This is a genomic window from Pseudidiomarina donghaiensis (assembly GCF_900116895.1).
Classification (GTDB): domain Bacteria; phylum Pseudomonadota; class Gammaproteobacteria; order Enterobacterales; family Alteromonadaceae; genus Pseudidiomarina; species Pseudidiomarina donghaiensis.
The window spans coordinates 110,126-133,751 of record NZ_FPCF01000003.1 but is presented as its reverse complement, the minus strand read 5'-3'; the positions used below and the strand labels follow the sequence as shown (position 1 = coordinate 133,751).

Here is a 23,626-nt window from a genome sequence, read left to right as displayed (position 1 = left end):
TACCTTGCTTAGAACTTATGTTCGATACCGACTGCGACGTAACGTTGCTGTGCGTCGACGTTATCCAAGTCGCGGCCAGTGTACCAGCTGAAAAGCTTGGTGTTTTTACCTAACTTGTAATCAACGCCTGCTGCTAACGAACTTTCATCACCATTCGAAAATTCCATCATTTGGTATTGCAGCTTGAAGGTAAAGTCGTTCCACGGTTGCACCGCGTTCGCCACAAAGCCGTCAGCTTGACCAGTGCCATCCACGTTTTCTTGGTCTTGGTACAATAAGCCAAGTTTTGTGGAGCCTACTTTAGTCATAACCACAGCACGAACAATATCTTTGCCATTAACACTGTCATCAACACCTACGCCAGCGTAGAAGACAGTGCTCTTCATGCTTTTATCGCCATAAGTAGCGGTCATTGAGACACCGTCATCAACCAAGTCGTCCTCAGAGAAAACGTAACTAGCGGCAAGTTGGAATTCATCAAACTTAGGTGAGAAATAACTAATGGTATTTTTTGTACGGTTTTTACCCGCGAAGATGTGTTTCATGTCACCTTCATAGTTAGAAAACGGGTCAAATCCACTTTGCAATAGTTTCAATGCTGTATCGCGACGGCCAACAGTCACTTCACCAAAGTTACCGCGCAAACCTACAAACTGATTACGAGACTTAATATTGTCTGACCCACCAAGGTCGGCAACATCGACTTCCCACTCCAGTTGGTAGATGACTTCTAAGCCCCCATCGAGGTTACTGCTGCCTTTTACGCCAAAGCGGGAAGCGTAAGATTCAAGCTCGCGATCGTTGTCGGTGCCGTCGTCAAGATCGCTGAACTGCACGCCAACACTAATCTTGCCGTAAAAATCGAATAATTCCGATTCGTCTTGCGCAGATGTTGTCGCTGAAAACAAAGTTGCCGCTATCGCTACTGCTGCCACAGTCAATTTGGTGTTCATAACTTGCCCCACTAAAGTAAAGGAAACTCGCAAAGTGTAGTACACACTTTAGTATGGGCGTGTATGTTATGTCAGAAATGTGACAGTTTCATGACTATATGTCAGTTTTTTGATTGTTTTATGGCTTTTACATGTCATTAAGATGACGATTGCATGTCAGCTCGCAGCTCTTGTAAACGTGACTGCTGCTCTTGCTCTGCTTTAGCATAACGTTCCCATTGGCTAGCAGACTGTTTGGCGTCCTCATAACTTTTCGCGTTGGCAAAGGCTTGCAAAGCTGCATTGAAGTTCTCCAAGTTAAGCTCCGCCATACCAATCACCAAATACATGGCTCCTGGTTGCTTCAGCCCGCCTTTATCCAGCGCGGCTTTGGCAGCCACAAGAGCTTCTTGATTCCGTTCAGCGTTTAATAACAGTGTGGCACGTTGCGCGTCAAACTCACCATCATTGCTAAGTGCAGATGCCTGCTGTAACGCCAAGTTCGCTTTATCAGTTTCCCGAGCAGCAACCCAGGCTTGCGCCAGCAGTTTATAGTTACGTAAATTGCTTTCAACTGCTTTGGTAGTTAGGGCTTTTTCCATCACTTGCCCTGCTTTGTATGGCAAATCATTAAAGAAGTACGTTTGTGCTAAGTTGAGCAAGTCTTGGCCTTTGGTTAAAAAACCTTGCTGAAAAGCAGTTTCAAGCATAGCCAACTGTTTGTTTTCTTGGCCAAGCTGCCCGTAAACACTAGCCAACTGCACCCAATACTCTGGCTTATTGTAATAACGCACCATGTCTTCAAGCACGTTCGCAACCTTAGCCGTTTGCCCAAGTTCAAAATAAATGGCTCGCTGCAATACCAGCCAGTTTTCTTCTGGAATTTTTTGCTGCGCGGCCACCGCGTCTATGGCTTTTGATATGGATGGCAATGCCGCTTGATAGTCACCTTTTTGATACAACGCTTGAGCCTTCAAAACCCAGGCCTTTTGTTGCTGGTCAGCTGGGGTGAGCTGTTCCCAACGCGTTAAAAACACTATCGCCTGCTCAAACTCGCCTTGGCCTAGGGACAACTGCGCTAAACTAAACAAGGTATTTTGCTCAAGCGCCTCAGGAATAGCCTCTTCATCAACCACCTTGGCAAAATACTCAATGGCTTTGGCAATATTGTCTTGGCCATAAAACATGTAGGCGTAAAAATTCCACAGCATCGCGCGTTCATAGCTATTCATGCTACTTAGCTTGCCCTCAACGTTGGCGAGTACGTCCAACCCGGCTTTCACGTCACCATCATCAGCAAGTTGCTGCGCGCGAGCCAGCTGACTATACACTTGCTCGCGCAAAGCAGGTGTCTTTTTGCGCTCAGCACCAACAGTAGGGCTCGACATGAAAATAGATAGCACTGCTACACCAATAAGTAAGTAACGCATGATTGTTCTCCTAACCGTCAATCGCAAAGGTTAAACGGTTTTGTACACCTTCTACTTCAACCGGCTCACCGTTCACGACCCGAGGTTTGTATTTAAATTTCAATACCGCGTCCATGGCTGCTTGATCAAAAATATTTTCTGGCTGAGCTTCAATAACATACGGGTTTCGCACCGTGCCTTGTTTGGTCACGGTGAAACCAACCACCACATAACCTTCAATGCCACGCTGTAACGCGCGCCGAGGATAGACCGCCTGAACTTTCACAATCGGTAAATATTCGCCGTCACTGGTGTCCAAGCCTATACCTCCGGAAAGGCTGGTATCGGCCTGCACCTCGGCAGAAAAGTCGAACCCGGCAGCATCGGCCTCAGCAACATCATTCTGCATTTGTGGCTGCGGCATATCCGGTGGCGGCTGTTCAGGCTCTGGTGGGCGCTGGGGCTTGCGTTCTTTTTGTTGAACGACTTCCTCAGGTTTCACCCGTACAAAATCAAGAACGCTGCCCTTGGGCGGCTCAGACATGGCCCCTTCGCCCCCCGCAATAAGTGACTGCATTAAATAAAACAGCCCTGCGGTAATGGCAAACGCGACAATTAGTGCGAGCAATAAACGTTTCATAACTAGTCTTCTTGCGTTGCAATTGAGACATCAAACACACCAGCCGCACGAGCCGCGTCCATCACTTTAATCAGCGTTTCTGTGGTGGCTTTTTTGTCGGCTTGAATAACCACCGAACCCTGCGGGTTTTCGGCATACAAACGCTCAATGTTGGCTTGTACAGCGCGCGCGTCCACTTGGCGTTTGTTAATCCAAATTTCGCCACTATCGCTAATGGCAACCAAAATATTGGCGCGGTCTTTTTGCACAGCGGTGGCAGCTTCTGGGCGGTTCACGTCAATACCTGACTCTTTCACAAAAGACGCGGTGACAATAAAGAAAATCAACATAATGAACACCACATCTAACATGGGGGTCATGTCAATTTGCGCTTCTTCTTCGTCAACTAAATTTGCAAAATGCTGTTTCATCGCGCTTTACCTTTATGATTTAGCAAGCTGTTGCTCGCCTGAATGATCGAGTAACAAACGGTCTTCTAATTTCAACCGCTCACGTTTCGCGGTGCGTTGTAACCAGGTGGTGGCAAACACACCTGACAAGGCTCCGACCATACCTGCCATGGTTGGAATAGTTGCTTTAGAAACCCCCGCCGCCATAGAGCGAGCGTTTCCGGTGCCGGCTACGGCCATGACGTCAAACACTTCAATCATGCCGGTAACGGTACCCATCAGGCCTAACAACGGGCACAAGGCCACCATGGCTTGCAAAATAGGCAGGTTACCGCCTAACGCTAAGGACACACGCGAGATCATTGCGCCACGTATTTGCTCGGCTTGCCATGACGATTTATCGCTGCGATTATTCCAGCTAGTTAACGCCGCTTTGGTTGCTTGGCGATGACCACGCAGGTAATAAAAAATCCGCTCAAGAATCATCAGCCACATGACAAATATGAGCACCCCGATAACCAGCAGCACATTGCCGCCGGTTTCGATGAAGTCTTGAATGGCATTGCTGAATTCAAGCAGAAACATAATTAGTGACTCCGCTCAGAGCGCTCCGCAATAATGCCCGAGGCTTGTTCTTGCAAAATATGAACAATATGGCGGCTACGCGTATTTAGCGTGGCAAACAATAGGGTCATAGGAATAGCGACCACCAAACCAAGTACCGTGGTCACCAAAGCTTGTGAAATACCACCGGCCATGAGTTTCGGGTCGCCGGTACCAAATAACGTGATGGCTTGGAAGGTATTAATCATGCCAGTTACTGTACCTAACAGACCCATGAGCGGGGCAACCACCGAAATAATTTTAATAAAGGTTAAGTTACGTTGAATTTTGGGAACTTCGCGCAAAATCGCTTCGCTAAGTTTCAGTTCCAGCGTTTCGGTATCAACGTCTGGGTACTTGCGCTGCACGGCCATAACGCGACCTAACGGGTTGTTGTCGTTTGGCTGGTCTTGCTTCATTTGACGTTTCACTTTACCACCCATAAGCGTCAGCGTAATAAAGCGTTCTAACGCGATGATGAGTCCAATCGCTCCCAAGGCCAAAATGATGTACCCCACGGTACCACCTTGATCGATACGTTCGCCTAAGTCAGGCGCTTGTACCAGTAGACCAAGAATTGAGCCACCGGTTGGGTCCATGGCAAATTTAACTGGGTTGCTATCGGCATTTTCTAGTGCGCTTACTGTATCTAAATAGCGGCCGCTGGGCTGACGAATTAACTCAGCAACGGTATCTGTACCCGGCACTAATTCCAAATAACGACCATCAGCAACCATGTTAAAGGTGCCGACCCGAGTTACTTGCGTATTGGCTTTTTCGCCGTTTGCCAAAGTCACTTCGGTGTTGAACTTGCTTACCTTGCCCGACTCAGTCATTTCTTGCAGTAACGCCAACCAAACCGATTCAATTTCAGCAATTGACGCTAGTTTTGAACTGCTACCCATTTTTTGCGCTAGCGCACTTAACTGCTCGCTACGGCCCGGATATTCGACCGATACAAACGATGTTTGCAGTTTGCTGCTGGTGTCGCCAGCAACTTGCTGCAGCACGCCGAGCAACTCTCGTAACGAACCCATGCGCTGAGTTAAGGTGTCGGTGACTTCCGCCAGTTCAATTTCGTTTCTCTCAAATTGCGTTTCCAAGGTTTCACTGAGCTTTTCTAAACGATCACGTTCGGCAATAGTGTCTCGCAAAATACGCGCTTGCTCATTTGCTTCTGCGCGAAAGCGCGCCTCACGCTGTTTATTTTCTTCCGTTTGCTCAAACTGACCTTGTTGTAACTGTTGCAGTAGCTGGTCCAAGTTAATTGGTTCTTGCATAGCTGCATTTGCGCTTGACCCCACTAGCAACAAGGCAACAGCTGAAATACTGGTTAAAAGTTGCTTTAACATGGTTATTCTCCGGTGCTAGAGGTTGAGGTGAATACTGGCAACATGAGCAAATCTGGCGCTAACTGTTTACGCGCCACACGAATTGCCTCTTGGACATTGCTGGCGTAACTTGAATCTAAAGCTTGCCATTCACGTTGTTGTTGATTCCACACGCCCATGCTCGAGCCATCACGAGTTTTGTAGAGCAGTACCGTGCGCCCCATCCGCAAGAACTCAACGTCTTGCGGTTGCCCAGCCACTGTCATTTCACCGTTATAGGCTTCAATGTTACGGCCGTAATCAGCCTCTATCTGAAACGCTTCCATAACCCGGCGAAACTTCTCTGACACATCTACGTCGGCGCGGTCCATCAACTCTCGCAAATTAGCTACGCGTTCAGTGCGCTCTTCGGGTAGAAACGGCACATCTAGCTGAACAAACTTATCTAGGCTGTCAATCATGCGCAGCATCAGTGGGGTAATTTGACGTTCAACAACACTCACTTCATCAATCGACGCGTTCAGCTCGTCTTTTTCTGCAACCTGAGCATTGATTTGCTTTTGCAACTGCTGGGTATAAACCTCTAGGCCTTGAATTTGGCGAGTTATTTGTTTGTACTGCTGAATTCGCTCTTGGGTTAAGTCAGCAATTTTCTCAACGGTTAGCTGTGATGATTTAGCCGCGCTATTGATTTTATTTGCCGCATCAACAACAGGCTCTAATGAGGTTTCTTGCGCAGCAAGCGAATGAGAGAAAAGCGGCGCGCTGCAGAGCGCGATTAGAACTACCGAAGAAATTAAGGAATGCTTCATAACAATACCTTGCGCATCTAATGAATGTTGATGCGCAAGATACTGCAGTTATGTGACAGCTTGGTGACTGAAAGATGTCAGTTATGTGTCAATATGACGGTTTTGTTTGATTTGTGTGACCATTTCACGCATATCCACCCCGCTTGGATGCTGGAAAACACGCAGCCCGAACTCTGGAAGTATGGAAATAAGATGGTCAAAAATATCTGACTGAATGCCTTCGTACTCAACCCATTCTGTGGTCGCCGTAAAGCAATATATTTCTAATGGTAAGCCGTCCGCCGTGGGGTTCAATTGACGCACCATCAGCGTCATTTCTTGATGTACGCGGGGGTGACTTTGCAGATACGCACGTACATAAGCCCGAAAGGTACCAATATTACTAATACGGCGGGTATTTACCGGCTCTTTTCCTTCATCTTTTAATTTTTGATTCCACTCGTCTATTTCTTTTTGTTTGCTCGCGAGATAGTCTTTAAGCAAACGAAACCGATTGAGTTTCTCGCGTTCGTCATCAGACAAAAAGTGCACACTATTTTGATCAAGCATAAGACTACGCTTTACTCGGCGCCCGCCCGATTCTTGCATGCCCCGCCAATTTTTAAATGGGTCAGAAATAAAGCGTTTGGTCGGAATTGTCGAGATGGTTTTATCCCAGTTTTGCACTTTGACGGTGTGTAATGCGATATCAATTACATCGCCGTCAACACTTAGGTTAGGCATTTCAACCCAGTCACCAACACGAATAATGTCATTGGAGGTAATCTGCACGCTTGCCACCAACGACAGCAGCGTGTCTTGAAACACCAACATGAGCACCGCTGCCATAGCGCCTAAGCCTGACAACAAAATCACCGGCGACTTATCAATAAGCGCTGCCACCACCAAAATGGTGGCGACCGCATAAATTGCAATTTTTACAACTTGAATATAACCCTTAATAGGCTTCTCATGCGCATCGGGTTGACGTTCGTATACGGTATTGACCACGGTTAAAACGCCGCTAATGGCACGACCGATGGTGAGAATAATAAATGCTGTACATACGTTGTTTACCACCACCACAACTTCTTCCGGTAAGTTGGGTACCGAGCTAACGCCATAGGTAATCACTAACGCAGGAACGACATTTGCTAAGCGCGCAATAATGTTGCGCTCAAATAATTGCTTATCATGCCCTGCTGGCGTGTACGAAATAACCGTTAACACCCCCCGCATGAGAATTTTCTTGACCACAAAATTAGCTATCCACGCGCCTAACAATAACAACGCAAGCTTGACGATAGTGTCCATATCGGGGTGTTCTGACAGCAATTTCTGCCACTGTTCAAATTGCTCTTGCATAGGTGTCTTTGGTTTCCATATTTTGCCCAACGCGGCTTTTAACATAGCGGAATTATGCACTATTCACAACGCCGTAAATATTGCGCAACGCGCTAAATTCCAGTACCTTGTTTGAAAGCTTTCAAGGACCCCGCATGGCAACGTCGAGTATTTCAAAATCGCTGCTTACTAATGTACTTTCAGTGTACTTCGTATTGACACTGGTAGTGACGTCAGTGCAGGTGGTCGGTGAATACTACGATACCAAAAAAATGTTGGTGCAAGAGCTCAACAACCAGCAAAGTACCTTTAGCCATTCCCTAGCCCGCTCGCTGTGGGAATATAATACCCCCCAAATTGACGCTATTGCCGACGGGCTGATTAACATACCGGCTATTGCCGGCTTGGTGATTCGCGATGATACTGGGCGCATTGTCAGTCAACTTGGGCGTACACCACCATTACGAACCTTTCCTTCAGTTGCCGCAGACAGCTACGAATTACCCGAACGCGAAGGCGTTTTCGGTTATTACGCGAAATTAGTTTTTGAATTCTCAGGTAATTCTACTCAGGTCGGCGACGTAACTCTGTATACAACCCGCGATATTGCCATTGAACGTATTAAAGTCAGTTTATATTTCATTATTGGCTCAGCGATTATTAAAAGCACGTTTTTGATCATGCTGTTTAGTTTTGCTTTTCATCGCATGCTAAACAGACCCATGCGTGATCTTATCGGGCAAATAAAGAACTTTCGATTAGACGACTTAGAACACTCCAAATTACATTTACGCAACCTCAGAAGCACCGAGTTTGTGTTGCTTGAACAGGCTTACAACCAGCTTGTCGAGAACTTAAAAGAGTACCAGCAGAACCTTGAAAAAACGCAAAAACAATTATTACATGCCAACCAAAAGCTTGATGAACACAATAATATTCTTGAGCAAGAAGTGGCTCGTAAAACCAGTAGTTTAAGCCGCGTTTTGGTGGATATTGAGCGGCAGAAAAATGACTTAGAGGTGCGCCAGGGTTCATTAGAAAATGAGGTTCGTCAGCGGCGCCTCATTGAGTCCGACTTGCGTGACATCAATACCCGCTTGCAGGAGTCTTTGAGTGCGCTCGAGCGGGCACAAGATCAATTGATTGAATCAGAAAAAATGGCTTCATTAGGTGGTTTAGTAGCCGGTATGACCCATGATGTAAACACACCAATAGGTATTTCGGTTACCGCAGCAACTTATATTCGTGATCAACTCGCCGACGCCGAGCAAGCACTAAGCACTAAGAAGCTCACCCAAGCCCAATTGAAAAAAGTATTTAAATTAAGCAAAGAGTCGCTCGACTTGTTAGAAAGCAATTTAGCGCGTGCGTCTGACCTGATTAGTAGCTTTAAACAAGTGGCGGTTGATCAAACCTCAGAAGCCGTGCGCGATATTAATATCAAACAGTATATTCAGGGGGTTATTCAAACCTTAAAACCACGCTTTAAGCCACTGAAACCCAACATTGAGGTGATTTGCGCGGACGACTTAGATGTACGTTGTCCGGCCGGTGCAGTAGCGCAAATTTTCACAAACTTAATCATTAACTCATTGATTCATGGCTTTGAAAACAAGCAAGATGGTGAAATTAAGATTACTGTAGAGCGTGAAGATAACCAACTATTGATTACTTATTCAGACAACGGTAAAGGCTTAGATAAAAAGCAATTAGAGCAGTTATTCGACCCATTCTTTACCACCAAAGTGCAACAAGGTGGCAGTGGCCTAGGCACCCATATCATTCGCAATTTGGTGACCCAAACACTGAACGGCACCATTGACGCACACAGTGAACCTGGTCAAGGCCTGACCTATCGTATGGCTCTGGCCGTCACATTTATTTAGGGAATTTTTCATGTGGTTTAAAAACTTGCGTATTTATACGCTGGCAGAAGATTTTGTCGTACCTGAAAATATTGAACAACGTCTACAAGATAACGCTTTTCGCCCTTGCGGCCGCCAAGAGCTGGCAAGCTTTGGTTGGGCGTCACCGTTTGGTGCACACAGCGAATTGCTATCGCACCAAGTTGGCTCGAGCTATTTGTTTTGTGCACGAAAAGAAGAGAAGGTACTACCAGCCGCCGTGGTTAACGCAGAGCTTGACGAGGCCGTTTTGCAAATTGAAGCCGAGCAAGGTCGCAAAGTCGGCGGCAAAGAAAAACAAAATTTAAAAGAAGACATTGTGCACCGTCTGATGCCGCAAGCGTTCACCCGCTTTCGTTCAACTTGGGGCATGCTAGACACCGAATTAAACATTGTCGTGGTTGACGCCTCAGCAGCCAATCGCGCCGAAGACTTTTTAGGCATGCTACGCAGTAGTTTCAGTTCACTACCGGTTAAGCCGTTATTTAGCGAAAACCCATCCGAATTGTATTTTACTCAATGGCTAAAAGCCGGCCGCGCCCCAGGGCAGTTTGAGTTGGGTGACGAAGTTGAGTTGCGTGACGGTGCCGAAGACGGCGGCATCGTGCGTTTGCGTCAACATGCATTGACAGGCACTGAAATAGAAACGCACTTAGCACATGGTAAACAAGCCACCAAAATAGGACTAAACTGGAACGAACGCGTTTCGTTTGTACTTGAGCACGACTTAGCGGTAAAGCGCTTTAAACCCACTGATATTCTGTTGGATGATCAAGACAAGCTGGTCGATGCTACACCGGAACAAAAAATTGATGCTGATTTCGCCCTACTTGCCGGCGAAATTCACGCGTTTTATCCGCAACTTGTTGGTTTGTTTACCGAGTCAAATTAGAACGATAAGGACTACTCATGAACAACACATTAAAAACAACGCTGTCTGCTGCTGCACTTAGCCTTATTCTGGCTGGCTGTGGCCAAGAGCCAGCCCCGGTTGAGTCAGCTCAGGTGGAGATGGCACCAACTAATTTGGTCGCTAGTGCTGAGTCTCGCTTAGATATTTATTATCCAGTTGATTTAACTGCTGATCTAAGCCACTTATCCGACCGTCAGCGGCACGTTGTAGAGTTACTGATTGAAGCCTCTGAGATCATGGACAACTTGTTCTGGCATCAAGCTTATGGCGCCAGTAAATCGAGCTTGTTAAGTCGTATTGAAGACCAGCGCGTGGTTAAATTTGCTGATATTAACTACGGCCCTTGGGACCGCTTAAACAACAATAAGCCGTTCTTAACAGGTTTCGACGCCAAGCCGGCTGGGGCTAACTTTTACCCGGCTGACATGACGAAAGCCGAATTTGAGGCCGCTGAGTTCCCGGGCAAGATTGATTTATACACATTAGTGCGTCGTAACGACCAAGGCGAGCTTTACGCAATTCCATACAACGAAGCGTACCGGAGTGAGCTTGAGCGCGCTGCTGCTCTGCTGCGTGAAGCTGCTGAATTTGCCGAAGACGAAGGTTTTAAAAATTACTTAACCATGCGCGCAGACGCCTTTTTAAGTAACCAATATCAGCCTTCTGACTTTGCTTGGATGGACATGACCAACAACGAAATCGACGTGGTTATTGGGCCTATTGAAAGTTATGAAGATCAACTTTACGGCTACCGAGCAGCATTCGAGTCATATGTGCTTATCAAAGACATGGCGTGGAGCGAGAAGCTAGCCATGTACGCTCAACATCTGCCTGAATTGCAGCGCAACTTGCCGGTTGCCGATGCCTATAAAGCCGAAGTGCCTGGCTCGGGCGCACAGTTAAACGCCTATGATGTGGTTTATTACGCAGGGCACTCAAACGCCGGTAGTAAAACCATCGCGATTAACCTGCCTAACGATGAAGAAGTGCAGTTGCAAAAAGGGACTCGTCGCTTACAGCTGAAAAATGCGATGCGCGCCAAGTTTGATGCCATTTTGGTCCCCATTGCCAATGAGCTGATTGTGCCGGAACAACGCCAACACATTACCTTTGATGCGTTTTTTGCCAACACCATGTTCCACGAAGTGGCTCACGGCTTAGGTATTAAAAACCTAGTTGGTAAAGAAGGCACCGTGCGTGAGGCGCTGAAAGAGCATGCTTCTGCGTTGGAAGAAGGCAAAGCCGATATTTTAGGTTTGTACATGGTTACCCAATTGCTTGAAGCTGGCGTTATTACTGAGGGCGTATTGGAAGATTACTACACCACTTTCTTGGCCGGTATTTTCCGTTCAGTGCGCTTTGGCGCTTCTAGCGCACACGGTAAAGCGAATATGATTCGCTTCAACTATTTTGAACAAGCCGGTGCGTTTTCACGCAATGAAGCAGGCCAATACTCAGTGAATATGGACGCCATGCGCGCCGCCATGAATAGCCTGTCAGAGAAAATTCTGACTCTGCAAGGCGATGGCGACTATCAAGGCGTAGGCGAGTTATTTGACACCATGGGTAATATTGGCCCTGAGTTACAGGCCGACCTAGACCGCCTATCAGCAGCCGATATTCCAGTCGATATTACCTTCCGCCAAGGTAAAGACGTACTAGGTATATAAGCTTAATTACCCGTACCCTTTAGATAAAATGCACCGGTGTATTGCAAAAATGCATCGGTGTATTTGTTCTCTTCTCGTATAGTTAGCTCTTCAAGCTCCAATTCTTGTTCACAACCTTGTCTGGTTAATTCAAGTAGCACCAAGTAAGGGGGGCGCTGTGGCACACTGCGTACGTTACAACGTCGAATAATCGCTAACGGCGTTTGAATGGAGTGCGTGGCGTCAATGATTCTTGCTAGCGCCTGCTGTGGAGCAACCAAGGCAATACGACCATGAGGCGCGAGTAACTGCGCCGCACGTGCCAGCCAGGGCTGCCATATTTCTTGTTCCGCGCCCTGCCGAGCTAATTGCCGTTGACTGTTGGCACTGCTTAAGTGCGCGGCAAAGTATGGCGGATTCATGATCACCAAGTCATAGCGGTAACTGGGATCTGCAAAGGTCAATACATCGGTTTGTTGCACGCTCACTTTGTCTGGCCAAGGCGAGTTATGCACATTTTCAGTCGCTTGTTGTGTCGCTGCCGCGTCATATTCATAGGCATCAATGCGGGCATTGGCATCGGTGCGTTGCGCTAGCATTAACGCCAAAATACCGCAGCCACAACCAAAGTCAGCAGCATAGTTTACCCCCGCAGTGCGCACCCAGCCGCCAAGCAACAAACTGTCGGTGCTAACTTTCATCGCACAACGATCATCTTTCAGGTAAAATTGCCGACATTGAAAGCCCATAGGCTATTTGTCCTTTTGTGACAGTGTATTTTAAACAGGAAATAAGCATGACACCCGATTGGGAACAACTTGAACTCGATGACGAACTTATCGATGTTCTTCGCGCAGCGGAACTTAACAAACCCGCTAAAGTACAGCAAGCAGTTATTCCAGCAGCGCTTGAAGGCCATGACTTATTAGTCAACTCACCAACAGGTACCGGCAAAACCCTAGCGTTTTTATTGCCGGCGCTTCAGCATTTATTGGATTTTCCGCGCCGGCACCCGGGCTCAGCACGCGTGCTTATTTTAGCGCCAACCCGTGAGTTAGCCCAGCAAATTGCTGAGCAAGCCGATGCTTTTGGCGAAACGACAGAGCTGAAAACCGTGCTCATTACTGGCGGTGTGAATTACGGCTCACAGCACGAAGCCTTGCAAGCTAACCATGATATTTTAGTGGCAACGCCGGGGCGCTTGCTCGATCTTATTGGCGCAGACCAATACGAACTAGAAAAAGTAGAATGGCTGATTATTGATGAAGCCGACCGCATGCTTGATATGGGCTTTAGTAGCGCGGTGAAGCAATTAGTCAACGAAGCTCGCAATTTGCAGCAAACTTTGCTGTTCTCTGCCACGCTTGATAGCACCGGTGTGCAACGCTTCTCGGCCGACATTCAAAAAGAGCCGCAAGCTATCACGATTGAGCCGCCAAAGCGTGAACGCGGCAAAATTTTGCAACGCTGGTACCAAGCAGACACGGCCGAGCATAAATTTAAGTTGCTTGAGCGCCTGCTCGGCCAGTACCCTGGCCGCCGGGTTATTTTCGTGCGTACCCGTGAACGCGTTGAAGAACTGGCAAGCAAACTACAATCTGCTGGCATCAAAACCATGACCTTGCGTGGCGATATGCCACAAGCTGACCGCCAGCGCATTATTGCGCGCATGGAAAAGTTTTCCGACAGCACATTAATTGCCACCGACGTTGCCGCCCGTGGCATTGATATTGAGGATATAGAGCTGGTGGTCAACTATGACATGCCGAAGCAAGCTGATGTGTACTTGCACCGCATAGGTCGTACTGGTCGCGCAGGCAAAACCGGACAAGCTATTGCTTTGGTAGAGGCCCATGATGCTGAGTTACTAGGCCGTATTGAGCGTTATACAAAAACAAAAATTGAACGTCGCGTTGTTGACGATTTGCGCCCGCAGTTTAAGTTTCCAACACCAGGTAAATCAAAGAAAAAGAAAGCCAAGAAGAAAAAGTCGAAGTAGTTCGCTACTTCGACTTCTTTTGTTGCCGTCGGCGCCATTGAAAGCGAACAAAAACATAGGTGTAGTAACTTGTGGCACCCGCTGCATCAGCAATCAAGTCGCCGACACTTGATGACCGATATGGCAGCATGTCTTGCACCCACTCAATCACTAACCCGTAGCCTATCAACAACAATAACGCCACCCAGATTGGAATTGGGAAGGCACGATGAAAGGTCAACGCCAAAATAAAAAACGCGGCAAAATGCACCACTTTGTCTAAATGCTGAAAACGTGGCACTGTGCCGGTAGAAATTTGCACTAAGAATGCAATTGTCGAACCGACAAGAACCACTAAAAACACTAATCGCGCGACATTTCTTGACGTCATGAATAATCCTTATTCAGCGGCGGCTACTGCTGATGGCTGATAAACCGCCACGTTGGTGTACCCTTGTTCTTGTAAATATAAAGCTTGTAACTTGCTCATCACACCTTTTTCGCAATACAGCAAATAAGTCTTGTTTGGATCAAGTTCGGCAAAGGCTGTCGCTAATTTAAAAAACGGTATATGGCGTACAGTGACAGCCGCGTTCGGCGCATTAAATGCTTTACGTTCCACTTCATCGCTACTGCGAATATCAATAATTTCATGCTGCTCTGGCTGTACCGCAGCAACAGTATCTAACTTAGTAACACGTGCCTCGGTGGTCTCTCCAATCTGGCTTACATCTTCTACGCGCGATTGGCGAACAACTTGTTCCAACAGCGCCTTGTCTAACAATTGTTCTGCTTCAGCCAACACATCACGTTGTGCTTTTACCGTTGGCTTGTTGGAAATAACACCACAGTATTCTGGCATGCTTCGGGCAAAATCCGCAGTACCAATTTGTTGCGCAATGTTAATGATTTCTTGCTTATCCATAGTAATCAACGGACGTAGCACTAACTTGTTGGTCGCTTCGTCGATAACACTGAGGTTACTTAACGTTTGACTAGACACTTGCCCAAGCGCCTCGCCGGTGACAACAGCTGCGGTATGTAACTTATCGGCAACCATTTCTGCGGCGCGTAACATTTGGCGTTTCAACACCACGCCCATTAGGCCGTTATCAATTTTTGTGAGAATTTCTTCCACCACCGGCGCGAAATCAACGCTTATAAACTTCAGTGGATGCGAGCTTGCATACTGCTGCCACAAGTAATACGCAGTTTGCCGCACTCCTGTTTCGTGTTGTGCTCCGCCCAAATTGAAAAAGCAAAAATGCACACGCGCACCACGGCGCAGCATTTGAAAGCTGGCTACACTCGAGTCAAAGCCACCTGACAGCAGACTCAGCACGGTTTCTTGGGTGGGTAACGGAAATCCGCCCAAGCCTTGTTGCTTATCTCCAAATACACGCACCGTGTCATGGTCTATTTCAACGCGCACTTCAACATCTGGGCGACGTAAGTCAACGCGAGTACCTTCGCAATGTTTTAAAATACCGCCGCCTAAGTAGCGCTCAAGATCAAGTGACCGAAACGGATGTGTTCCCTTGCGCTTGACTCGGACGGCAAATTTACGCCCGCTAATAGTTGGCTGCCAAAGATTCAAAACTTGCGCCATGATAGGCTCAAAGTCGGTTGGCTCACCCTCGGGCAACGGTAATTCATACGAGCGGCTAAACCATGAAATACCCGGAACTCGCTGTAGCAACTCACTGACAAATTCAGCGCTTTTTGGCGCGAATTCACTGTGAGCTTCGCTGCTTTGTTCTGGGACAATCACTTCAATTCGATCCCAACACCAAATGACCTTGGCGTTTACTTCATTGCGGCGCAAGATACTTTTCAGATTATTTACCAGTACCTTACCGTAGCGTTTACGAACGCCTTTACTTTTAATGGTGATTTCTGCGTGGAGTCGAACAATAAATTTCATGAGATTTTTTACGGCCGTTAGTGTTACATCGTATTTAAACGCGGCATTATACCTGATTTGACCGCGCTGCGGAATCAAGGTAACTTGTCCGCCATATCTCGGCACCGTACTGGATACACGACCCCTATGAGCGATTTATCTTTTGAACAAGCTATGCAACAACTCGAACGCATTGTGGTGCAGTTGGAGCAAGGTGAATTACCGCTAGAAAAGGCGCTTGAACAATTTGAAGAAGCGGTTAAGTTATCGCGACTTAGCCAACAAAAACTGCAACAAGCTGAACAGAAAGTTAGTCAATTGCTGCAGCAACAACATGGTGAGCAGCTAGGCACTTTCCAAACCAACAATACGGATGAGGACGAAGCGTGAGCTCCACTGCGCCGGTAACCACGCCAATAAACGCATTGCTCAATGACTCTAAAGAACACATCAATGCGTTACTTGAGCGCATATTAGAGCAACGCAAAGCCGTAGCGCCGCGTTTGAATGAGGCTATGCGCTATGCGCTGGTGCTTGGTGGTAAACGCGTTCGCCCCTTTTTGACGCTGCAAGTGGGGCAGCTTTGTGGTGCCAGCGAAACCAGTTTGAATCATGCCGCAGCGGCTATCGAATGTGTGCATGCCTACTCGCTTATTCACGACGACTTGCCAGCTATGGATAACGACACTTTACGTCGTGGCCAACCCACCTGTCACATTGCGTTTGACGAAGCGACCGCCATTCTTGCCGGTGATTCATTGCAAACTCTAGCGTTTGAGTTAATTAGTCGCCCCGATGCGACACTCAACCCGCGGCGCCAATTAGAAATGATTCATGTGCTTGCAGAGGCAAGTGGTGACCGTGGCATGTGCGGTGGCCAAGCACTCGACTTAGCCGCTACAGGTCAGCAACTACCTGAGTCCGAGTTAGCACAGGTGCATATTCATAAAACCGGTGCACTTATTCGTGCCGCGGTTCAGCTAGGTGTGCTAGCCGGCCATGATAGCGCGCAAGCGCATCGCGCCAATTTCGACGCTTTTGCCCATTATCTAGGGCTCGCTTTCCAAGTACGCGACGATATTCTTGATGTGATTGGCGAAACTTCAGCCCTTGGCAAAACCCAAGGCAGCGATATCAACGCCAACAAAGCGACTTATGTGAGTTTGCTTGGGCTTGATGGTGCGCAGCAACGCTTACACGATTTACATCATAAAGCGCTTCATGCCTTAGCCAAAATTCCTTACAATACGGAAACACTGGAAGCTTTCGCAGATCATCTGCTGAATCGGGATCATTAATACATGTCGTCAAACCGTAGTCACTCAACGTCTTCGCCTGCATTACTAGAGGCCATTCATACACCTGCAGACTTGCGCTTGTTAAACGAGCGGCAGCTACCGCAGGTTTGTGCCGAAGTACGTGAGTTCCTGCTTAATTCGGTTAGCCAAAGTAGTGGCCACTTGGCGTCAGGGCTTGGCACTGTAGAGCTAACCGTGGCGTTGCACTATGTTTATGCAACGCCATATGACCAATTGGTTTGGGATGTGGGCCATCAGGCCTACCCACATAAAATTTTGACCGGTCGTAAAGAACAACTGCACAGCATTCGCCAAAAAGATGGTTTGCACCCTTTCCCATGGCGCCCAGAAAGTGAGTACGACACCCTTAGTGTTGGTCATTCAAGCACCTCTATTAGTGCCGCTCTTGGCATGGCGATTGCGGCCGAACGCAATAACACTCAACAAAAAGTGGTATCTATTATTGGCGACGGCGCCATTACGGCGGGTATGGCCTTTGAAGCGCTTAATCATGCCGGTGACATAAAACCTGACATGCTGGTTATTCTGAATGACAACGACATGTCTATTTCAGAAAACGTTGGCGCGCTAAACAACCATTTAGCACGCGTGCTCTCTGGCAAGGTATACACTTCCATTCGTGAAAGCGGCAAAAAGCTTCTGCAGGGCATGCCGGGTATTTCACACATTGCTAGCCGTGCCGAAGAGCACGTTAAAGGCATGGTGGCCCCTGGCACTATTTTTGAAGAGCTTGGTTTTAACTACATTGGCCCAATTGATGGCCATGATGTGAACTTGCTGGTTGATACGCTGCGCAACATGCGTAGCCTTAAGGGCCCGCAGTTTTTGCATGTTGTTACACGCAAAGGTAAAGGCTACGCGCCGGCTGAAAAAGACCCAATTGGCTACCATGGCGTGCCCAAATTTGACCCAAGCCAAACCTCACTGCCAAGTAAAAAACCAACCACACCGTCTTACTCTCAGGTGTTTGGCGACTGGCTGTGTGACATGGCTGCGCAAGATGACAAGCTGATGGCGGTTACTCCAGCTATGCGTGAAGGCTCAGGCATGGTTGAGTTTTCCCAAAAATATCCAGCACAATACTTTGACGTCGCCATTGCTGAACAACATGCGGTAACCTTTGGCGCCGGCTTAGCTATTGGTGGTTACCACCCAGTGGTCGCTATTTACTCCACCTTTTTGCAGCGTGGTTATGATCAACTGATTCACGACGTCGCCTTGCAAGAACTTCCCGTATTGTTTGCGATAGACCGTGCCGGTATTGTCGGTGCCGACGGCCCGACGCACCAAGGCGCATTCGATATCAGCTTTATGCGCTGCATACCAAACATGGTTATTATGGTGCCAAGCGATGAAAACGAATGTCGCAATATGCTTTATACCGGCCATATGCATCAAGGCCCTGCTGCAGTTCGTTACCCTCGCGGCAATGGTACTGGGGTGGCGCTAGACGAAACAATGCAAGCGTTACCGATAGGCAAAGGACGTATGACGCGCCAGGGCAAAAAGGTTGCGATTTTAAACTTCGGTACCTTATTACAAGACGTAGAAGCCTGTGCTGAACAACTTGATGCTTCGGTTGCCGATATGCGTTTCGTTAAACCGCTTGATGAGGCATTGGTGAGTGAGTTAGCGGCTAGCCATGACCTATTAGTGACCGTTGAAGAAAATGCCATAGCAGGCGGCGCAGGCAGCGCTGTGAGTGAATATTTGGCAGCACAAGCACTTTCCACACCGGTATTGCACATTGGTTTGCCTGATGTGTTTATTAAACACGGTAGCCAAGAAGAAATTCGCGCTGAATTGAAGCTTGATGCGGCCGGGCTAGAACAGCAAATTAAAGCCCGCATGCAGAAGATGTAAAACGATGGCGCTGGCCGCCCCGGCCAGCAAGTCATCTACCATGATCCCCGCCCCACCATGTAAATTCTTATCGCACCAACCTATTGGGCCTGGCTTATAAATATCGAAAAAGCGAAATAACACAAACGCCCCAAGTACGTTGTACCAGGTGAAAGGTAGCGCAATCATGGCAATCATGTAGCCTGCAATTTCATCCCATACAATGGCTGGGTGGTCATGCACACCAAGTGCTTTTGCGGTATAGCCGCAAATCCATAATCCACAAATGCTGGCGACTGCCGTTACGACCACATAGGTGGTTAGCGAGAAGTAGTGTTGTAGCAAAAAAACGATAGGAATAGCGACTAAGGTACCAAATGTGCCCGGCGCCTTTGGCATCAGCCCGCTGCCAAATCCAAATGCAAACAAATGCACGGGGTTAAGCAGCATTTTTTTCATTGGCTTAGCTCGGTTTTACGAAAATGCTCAAAACCAGCAAGACCTTCGGGGAGCTCCCACGCTTCGTCACCAAAGCGCAATTGCACAAGTTCTGGTTCATTGGTAATGCGGCCAATACAAACCGGTTTGCTCGGACTATGAGCCGTCACCGTGTCAAACAACCCACGTTGTGCTTCGGGCACGGTAAACAGTAGTTCGTAATCATCACCGCTGGTTAATGCATAAGTAATGGCTTGCTCAGCACTTAAGCTTTCGGTTACCGCAAGCGACAACGGTAGTTCGTCGACACTAATACGAGCACCAACATGCGACGCTTTTAAGATATGCCCGACATCCGCCAATAAACCATCTGATACATCAATAGCGCTACTGGCTATGCCTCGTAACGACTGGCCAAGCGCAACTCGTGCTGATGGGAAGTACAAACGCTCGGTTAGGCGGCGTTCGTAATCTGGGTTGAGCTTTTGCCGATGCTGACGCGCAGCTAAGGCTAAACCGGCATCACCTAAGGTGCCGCTGACATAGAGCCAGTCGCCGGGTTTCGCTCCACTGCGGCGAATCGCTTTACCATTAGGCACAAACCCGTGCGCTGTTACGGTAATCGATAACGGCCCTTGGGTTGTGTCACCACCAATAAGTTGGCAATTGTAATACTCACAAATTTCGCGCAAGCCATGCGCAAACCCTGTTAGCCATTCGTCATTAATTTCTGGCAGGGTAAGAGCGAGACTAATCCAAGCGGGTTCAGCCCCCATTGCTGCTAAGTCACTCAAATTAACAGCAACTATTTTATGGCCAATGGCGCGCGCAGGTGTGTCTTGATCGAAGTGCACACCTTGCACCATGGTGTCGGTGACAACCACTAAGTCAGACTTTTCAGGCACACTAGCTACTGCGCCGTCATCACCAATACCAACGGTTACATCGTCCCGTTGCGGCAGACGATGAGTAAAGTAGGTTTCGATGAGATCGAATTCGCCAAAGGCCATGTTGGGCTACTTATTTACGCGCAGGGCGCAATGAATCAATGGCTTTATCAAGTACACCGTTAACAAAGCGGTGGCTGTCGTCAGCACCAAATGACTTCGCAAGTTCAATGGCTTCGTTAATAGCCACTTTGTACGGCACGTCTAAACGTTCACGCAGCTCATATGCCGCTAAGCGCAGAACCGCACGTTCAACTTGATCCAGATCTTTCAGCGGGCGATCGAGAAACGGCTCTAAAGCTTCGTCAAGCATTGACGACTGGCCAGCAACACCGCGTACTAACGCTAAAAAGTAGTCAACGTCGACTTTACTGGTATCGTTGTCGGTCAAAAACTGGGCTTCAATATCACTCATGCTATTTTGCGACAATTGCCATGAGTAAATCGCCTGTACGGCGAGCTTACGTGCCTTGCGGCGTGCAGCTGGTTTCATTGATAAACTCTCTTAAATTTGGCTCAGTACATTAACCATTTCAAGCGCACTTAGCGCCGCTTCTGAACCTTTATTACCGGCCTTGGTGCCACTGCGTTCAATGGCTTGCTCAATGCTGTCGGTAGTAATAATACCAAAGGCAACTGGCACTTCATGTTCTAACGCAACACGGCCCAAGCCACTGTTGCTTTCGCCGGCGACGAAGTCAAAGTGTGGCGTACCACCACGAATGACCGCACCAATAGCGATAATCGCGTCATATTTGCCTGACTTTGCCAGCAGCTTAGCTGTTAACGGAATTTCGTACGCACCAGGCACACGCACCACGGTGATGTCGTCACTGCTCACTTGGCCATAATGCTTTAACGTGGTTAACGCGCCGTCCAATAAGCTATCAACCACAAAGTGGTTAAACCGCGAGACGACAATCGCAAATTTCTTACCTGGAGCGGCAATTCCGCCTTCAATTACGTTCATGGTTGAATCCTTTTCTTAAAATCGGCGCGATAATAGCACAATTTTGCCAATCAGGCATGTTCTGGATGTTTTCCGACCGCATGAGCCAGCGCTGCTTTAACGCGAGCGAGCTCAGCATCAATGTCGCCAGTAATCATGAGCGGCGCGGTAATGTCGACTACTTTACGTGAAAAATCGAGCGCAACCGGCACCACCGGTACTTGCGCGGCTTTTGCAATATGTAGAAAACCTTTCTTCCATTCGGCTACTTTTTTGCGGGTTCCCTCTGGTGAAAGCGCTAATATCAGCTGTTCACGTTGTTCAAATTGCTGAACCATTTGCTCAACAACACCCGCTGCAGCCCGGCGGTCAACCGGAATGCCGCCTAGCCAGCGTAATAAGCCGTTCACTGGGAAACGAAATATGGTGTGCTTACCGAGATAGCTTAAGTTAAGCCCTAGCGCAAGCATGACAAACACGCCAATAAAAAAGTCCCAATTCGAGGTGTGTGGCGCCACGGGAATGATGGCCTTACGTACGTTCGGCAATTCGCCTTCTATACGCCAACCACCAAGCAAACGCATACCAGCGCGCCCAACCCAACGGCTGAAGGCATTGCCACGAAGCGGAAAATCACCGACTAATTCCGGCGGAATCATGTTCTGATGGTTTGTCATTATTGCTGCAGGGCTTGTTGTAACTCTTCAAGCTTCAATTTTACCCGACGAATGTTATCTGGCCCCATTCGCAACATTTGCTTTTGTGCAGCCGGTAATGCTTCAAGTGTCGGATCGGCATAACGATACATCACCGAATCATCGTTTAATTCAATGACGGTACCTACTGACGGGGTTGCTAACAAGACGTCAATCGCGTCAAGCAACACGTTTTCAGGGTTTTCATCTGGATAGCCAACTTCGGCAAGAGCTGATTGGCTTAATGGTTTATAGCGGGTAAAGAGCTCAGCCAAGACGTTGCTGTCTAAACTAACAAACCAGTCGACAACCGTGTTGTAGCGATCATAGCTGCGCGGGTCAATATAAACCTTACCGTTTTGTTCTAATACTCGAAATTGCCCTTTAGGAGGCTCAATAACGGCTTTATCGCGAACCACAATGCCTTGGCGTAAGTTGTCGGCGAATACAACGGTATCACGAATTAGTTGCTCACCCTTTAGTGGTGCCGTGTCTTGCTCCAACTCCGCCAACTCTTCGAGCACAGCACTCGAACTATTGTTTAATGTCGGCAATGGTTTGACAGGCTCGGGTTCCGATACTGGTTCAGCGACGGGTTCGTCTTCAATTTCAACGGTTTCGCTAACTTCAGGCAGAGCGGGTTCAGGTTCTTCAGCGACCGGCTGCGCCACTTCAGGTTCTACCGACGGTTGCGGCAAAGGCTGAGGTGACTGCTGCTTGGCTAACCAAAATACAACCACTATCGCTACCGCAAGCACCACAATAACACTCACAATAAGCTTCAATTTATTGGTCGTGTTTTCTGCTGGTGCTTGGTCTTGCCCAAAGTCTCTCATTCGGCTCTCCTTTTACCTAACTACTGATCACGTTCTGCACGATAAAACACCAATTCGTTTTCACTCGACTCATCGGCATTGAACCGATATCCAGCGGCATTAAATTGACGTAAGTCGCTCACCGTTGTGGGCTGTTCGTTCATGATGAAACGAGCCATCATGCCACGTGCTTTTTTCGCCCAAAAACTGATGACTTTAAACTGACCATTTTTTTCGTCCTTGAAAACTGGAGTAACAACACGAGCATTCAACCGCTTTGGCTGCACACTCGAAAAATACTCCTGCGACGCCAAGTTGACCACCACGTCAGAATCGATAGCGGCTAAATCTTCATTGAGCATATCGGTTATTTCGTCACGCCAAAACTCATAAAGATTATGGCCGCGGGCGGTATCTAGCTTGGTACCCATTTCTAAACGGTAGGGCTGCATCAAATCTAATGGTCGTAATACGCCATATAGACCAGACAATATACGTAAATGTTCCTGAGCATAAGCAATCGCATCTTCAGAAAGTTTCTCAGCGGCTAACCCAGAATATACATCACCATCAAACGCATAAATCGCCGGACGTGCGTTATCAGGTGAAAATGGCGTATGCCACTCGGCAAACCGAGCGGCATTTAAACCGGCTAATTTATCGCTAATTTTCATGAGCTGACTAAGCTCCTGAGGCGATAGAGCTTGGCATCTATCCACTAGCTCTTGGGCGCGTTCCAACATGCGCGGCTGGCTGTGTTGCTCAGTCGGCAAAGGGCTGTCGTAGTCCAAATTTTTAGCTGGTGAAATGACAACTAGCATCGGTTATCTCCATT

At 47.9% G+C, this 23,626-nt stretch carries 25 protein-coding genes; 7 read left to right on the top strand and 18 right to left on the bottom strand.

All coding sequences use genetic code 11. The features are described from left to right. Positions 1-8: 8 nt before the first annotated feature. The 8 genes from BM334_RS07730 to BM334_RS07695 form a co-directional block, all read right to left on the bottom strand. A complete protein-coding gene (locus tag BM334_RS07730) occupies positions 9-953 on the bottom strand; it encodes a porin (RefSeq protein ID WP_092840396.1) in 945 nt (314 codons plus the stop codon). Positions 954-1,090: 137 nt separating this feature from the next. Further along, complete coding sequence (locus tag BM334_RS07725) at positions 1,091-2,362, bottom strand: tetratricopeptide repeat protein (RefSeq protein WP_092840393.1); 1,272 nt, start codon at positions 2,360-2,362, stop codon at positions 1,091-1,093. A 10-nt stretch (positions 2,363-2,372) separates the two neighbouring features. Continuing rightward, entirely contained in the window at positions 2,373-2,981 is a 609-nt protein-coding gene (locus BM334_RS07720) for an energy transducer TonB (RefSeq protein ID WP_092840390.1), read from the bottom strand. Between the two features lie 2 nt (positions 2,982-2,983). Beyond that, positions 2,984-3,391 carry an ExbD/TolR family protein gene (locus tag BM334_RS07715; protein ID WP_055439561.1) on the bottom strand — a complete coding sequence of 136 codons (408 nt, stop codon included), beginning with the start codon at positions 3,389-3,391 and terminating at the stop codon, positions 2,984-2,986. A gap of 12 nt (positions 3,392-3,403) precedes the next feature. After that, entirely contained in the window at positions 3,404-3,949 is a 546-nt protein-coding gene (locus tag BM334_RS07710) for a MotA/TolQ/ExbB proton channel family protein (RefSeq protein WP_420849456.1), read from the bottom strand. 8 nt (positions 3,950-3,957) lie between these two features. Next, a complete protein-coding gene (locus BM334_RS07705; protein WP_092840387.1) occupies positions 3,958-5,325 on the bottom strand; it encodes a MotA/TolQ/ExbB proton channel family protein in 1,368 nt (455 codons plus the stop codon). Between the two features lie 2 nt (positions 5,326-5,327). Next, positions 5,328-6,116, bottom strand: coding sequence for a DUF3450 domain-containing protein (locus tag BM334_RS07700; protein ID WP_092840383.1), 789 nt, complete (start codon positions 6,114-6,116; stop codon positions 5,328-5,330). A gap of 81 nt (positions 6,117-6,197) precedes the next feature. Further along, positions 6,198-7,460, bottom strand: coding sequence for a mechanosensitive ion channel family protein (locus tag BM334_RS07695; protein ID WP_092840380.1), 1,263 nt, complete (start codon positions 7,458-7,460; stop codon positions 6,198-6,200). 134 nt (positions 7,461-7,594) lie between these two features. Between BM334_RS07695 and BM334_RS07690 the strand changes: the two genes are divergently transcribed. Genes BM334_RS07690 through BM334_RS07680 form a run of 3 tightly spaced genes read left to right on the top strand, consistent with a single transcriptional unit; the run spans position 7,595 to position 11,926 of the window. Continuing rightward, positions 7,595-9,325 carry a sensor histidine kinase gene (locus BM334_RS07690; RefSeq protein WP_092840377.1) on the top strand — a complete coding sequence of 577 codons (1,731 nt, stop codon included), beginning with the start codon at positions 7,595-7,597 and terminating at the stop codon, positions 9,323-9,325. Between the two features lie 10 nt (positions 9,326-9,335). Further along, positions 9,336-10,235, top strand: a complete 900-nt coding sequence (gene rdgC, locus BM334_RS07685; RefSeq protein ID WP_092840374.1) for a recombination-associated protein RdgC — start codon at positions 9,336-9,338, stop codon at positions 10,233-10,235. Between the two features lie 17 nt (positions 10,236-10,252). After that, the gene (locus tag BM334_RS07680) at positions 10,253-11,926 is read left to right on the top strand and encodes a DUF8614 domain-containing protein (RefSeq protein WP_092840371.1); all 1,674 of its coding nucleotides are present in this window, start codon (positions 10,253-10,255) and stop codon (positions 11,924-11,926) included. Between the two features lie 2 nt (positions 11,927-11,928). Here BM334_RS07680 and BM334_RS07675 read toward each other — a convergent pair whose 3' ends face one another. Further along, positions 11,929-12,654, bottom strand: coding sequence for a tRNA1(Val) (adenine(37)-N6)-methyltransferase (locus tag BM334_RS07675; RefSeq protein WP_092840368.1), 726 nt, complete (start codon positions 12,652-12,654; stop codon positions 11,929-11,931). A 47-nt stretch (positions 12,655-12,701) separates the two neighbouring features. Here BM334_RS07675 and srmB point away from each other — a divergent pair, with 47 nt between their 5' ends. Beyond that, the gene (gene srmB / locus BM334_RS07670) at positions 12,702-13,904 is read left to right on the top strand and encodes an ATP-dependent RNA helicase SrmB (protein WP_092840364.1); all 1,203 of its coding nucleotides are present in this window, start codon (positions 12,702-12,704) and stop codon (positions 13,902-13,904) included. A 4-nt stretch (positions 13,905-13,908) separates the two neighbouring features. Here the strand turns inward: srmB and BM334_RS07665 are convergent, their stop codons facing one another. Then, positions 13,909-14,274 carry a VanZ family protein gene (locus BM334_RS07665; protein WP_092840361.1) on the bottom strand — a complete coding sequence of 122 codons (366 nt, stop codon included), beginning with the start codon at positions 14,272-14,274 and terminating at the stop codon, positions 13,909-13,911. 9 nt (positions 14,275-14,283) lie between these two features. Further along, on the bottom strand, positions 14,284-15,807 hold the full coding sequence (thiI, locus tag BM334_RS07660; protein WP_092840358.1) for a tRNA uracil 4-sulfurtransferase ThiI: 1,524 nt from the start codon (positions 15,805-15,807) through the stop codon (positions 14,284-14,286). A gap of 126 nt (positions 15,808-15,933) precedes the next feature. Here thiI and xseB point away from each other — a divergent pair, with 126 nt between their 5' ends. The 3 genes from xseB to dxs are packed head-to-tail and all read left to right on the top strand — an operon-like array spanning position 15,934 to position 18,968. Further along, entirely contained in the window at positions 15,934-16,176 is a 243-nt protein-coding gene (gene xseB / locus BM334_RS07655; RefSeq protein ID WP_092840355.1) for an exodeoxyribonuclease VII small subunit, read from the top strand. Then, positions 16,173-17,084 (top strand): (2E,6E)-farnesyl diphosphate synthase, encoded by a 912-nt coding sequence (gene ispA, locus BM334_RS07650; protein WP_241970951.1) that lies wholly within the window; start codon positions 16,173-16,175, stop codon positions 17,082-17,084. Before xseB ends, ispA begins: the two co-directional genes overlap by 4 nt. Before the next feature lie 3 nt (positions 17,085-17,087). Further along, the gene (gene dxs, locus BM334_RS07645; protein WP_092840352.1) at positions 17,088-18,968 is read left to right on the top strand and encodes a 1-deoxy-D-xylulose-5-phosphate synthase; all 1,881 of its coding nucleotides are present in this window, start codon (positions 17,088-17,090) and stop codon (positions 18,966-18,968) included. Here dxs and BM334_RS07640 read toward each other — a convergent pair. The 7 genes from BM334_RS07640 to yaaA are packed head-to-tail and all read right to left on the bottom strand — an operon-like array spanning position 18,930 to position 23,612. Then, on the bottom strand, positions 18,930-19,406 hold the full coding sequence (locus BM334_RS07640; RefSeq protein ID WP_092840349.1) for a phosphatidylglycerophosphatase A family protein: 477 nt from the start codon (positions 19,404-19,406) through the stop codon (positions 18,930-18,932). The two genes, dxs and BM334_RS07640, sit on opposite strands and share 39 nt — an antisense overlap. Further along, on the bottom strand, positions 19,403-20,395 hold the full coding sequence (gene thiL / locus BM334_RS07635) for a thiamine-phosphate kinase (protein ID WP_092840346.1): 993 nt from the start codon (positions 20,393-20,395) through the stop codon (positions 19,403-19,405). The genes BM334_RS07640 and thiL overlap by 4 nt, the downstream gene beginning before the upstream one ends. A gap of 10 nt (positions 20,396-20,405) precedes the next feature. After that, complete coding sequence (gene nusB / locus BM334_RS07630; protein ID WP_092840343.1) at positions 20,406-20,825, bottom strand: transcription antitermination factor NusB; 420 nt, start codon at positions 20,823-20,825, stop codon at positions 20,406-20,408. A gap of 12 nt (positions 20,826-20,837) precedes the next feature. Further along, positions 20,838-21,302, bottom strand: coding sequence for a 6,7-dimethyl-8-ribityllumazine synthase (gene ribH, locus BM334_RS07625; protein WP_092840340.1), 465 nt, complete (start codon positions 21,300-21,302; stop codon positions 20,838-20,840). Between the two features lie 50 nt (positions 21,303-21,352). Further along, positions 21,353-21,958 carry a lysophospholipid acyltransferase family protein gene (locus BM334_RS07620; protein WP_092840337.1) on the bottom strand — a complete coding sequence of 202 codons (606 nt, stop codon included), beginning with the start codon at positions 21,956-21,958 and terminating at the stop codon, positions 21,353-21,355. After that, positions 21,958-22,812: a DUF3014 domain-containing protein gene (locus BM334_RS07615; RefSeq protein WP_092840334.1), complete on the bottom strand. Its 855-nt coding sequence runs from the start codon at positions 22,810-22,812 to the stop codon at positions 21,958-21,960. The genes BM334_RS07620 and BM334_RS07615 overlap by 1 nt, the downstream gene beginning before the upstream one ends. Before the next feature lie 20 nt (positions 22,813-22,832). After that, positions 22,833-23,612, bottom strand: a complete 780-nt coding sequence (gene yaaA, locus BM334_RS07610) for a peroxide stress protein YaaA (RefSeq protein WP_092840331.1) — start codon at positions 23,610-23,612, stop codon at positions 22,833-22,835. Positions 23,613-23,626: the final 14 nt, after the last annotated feature.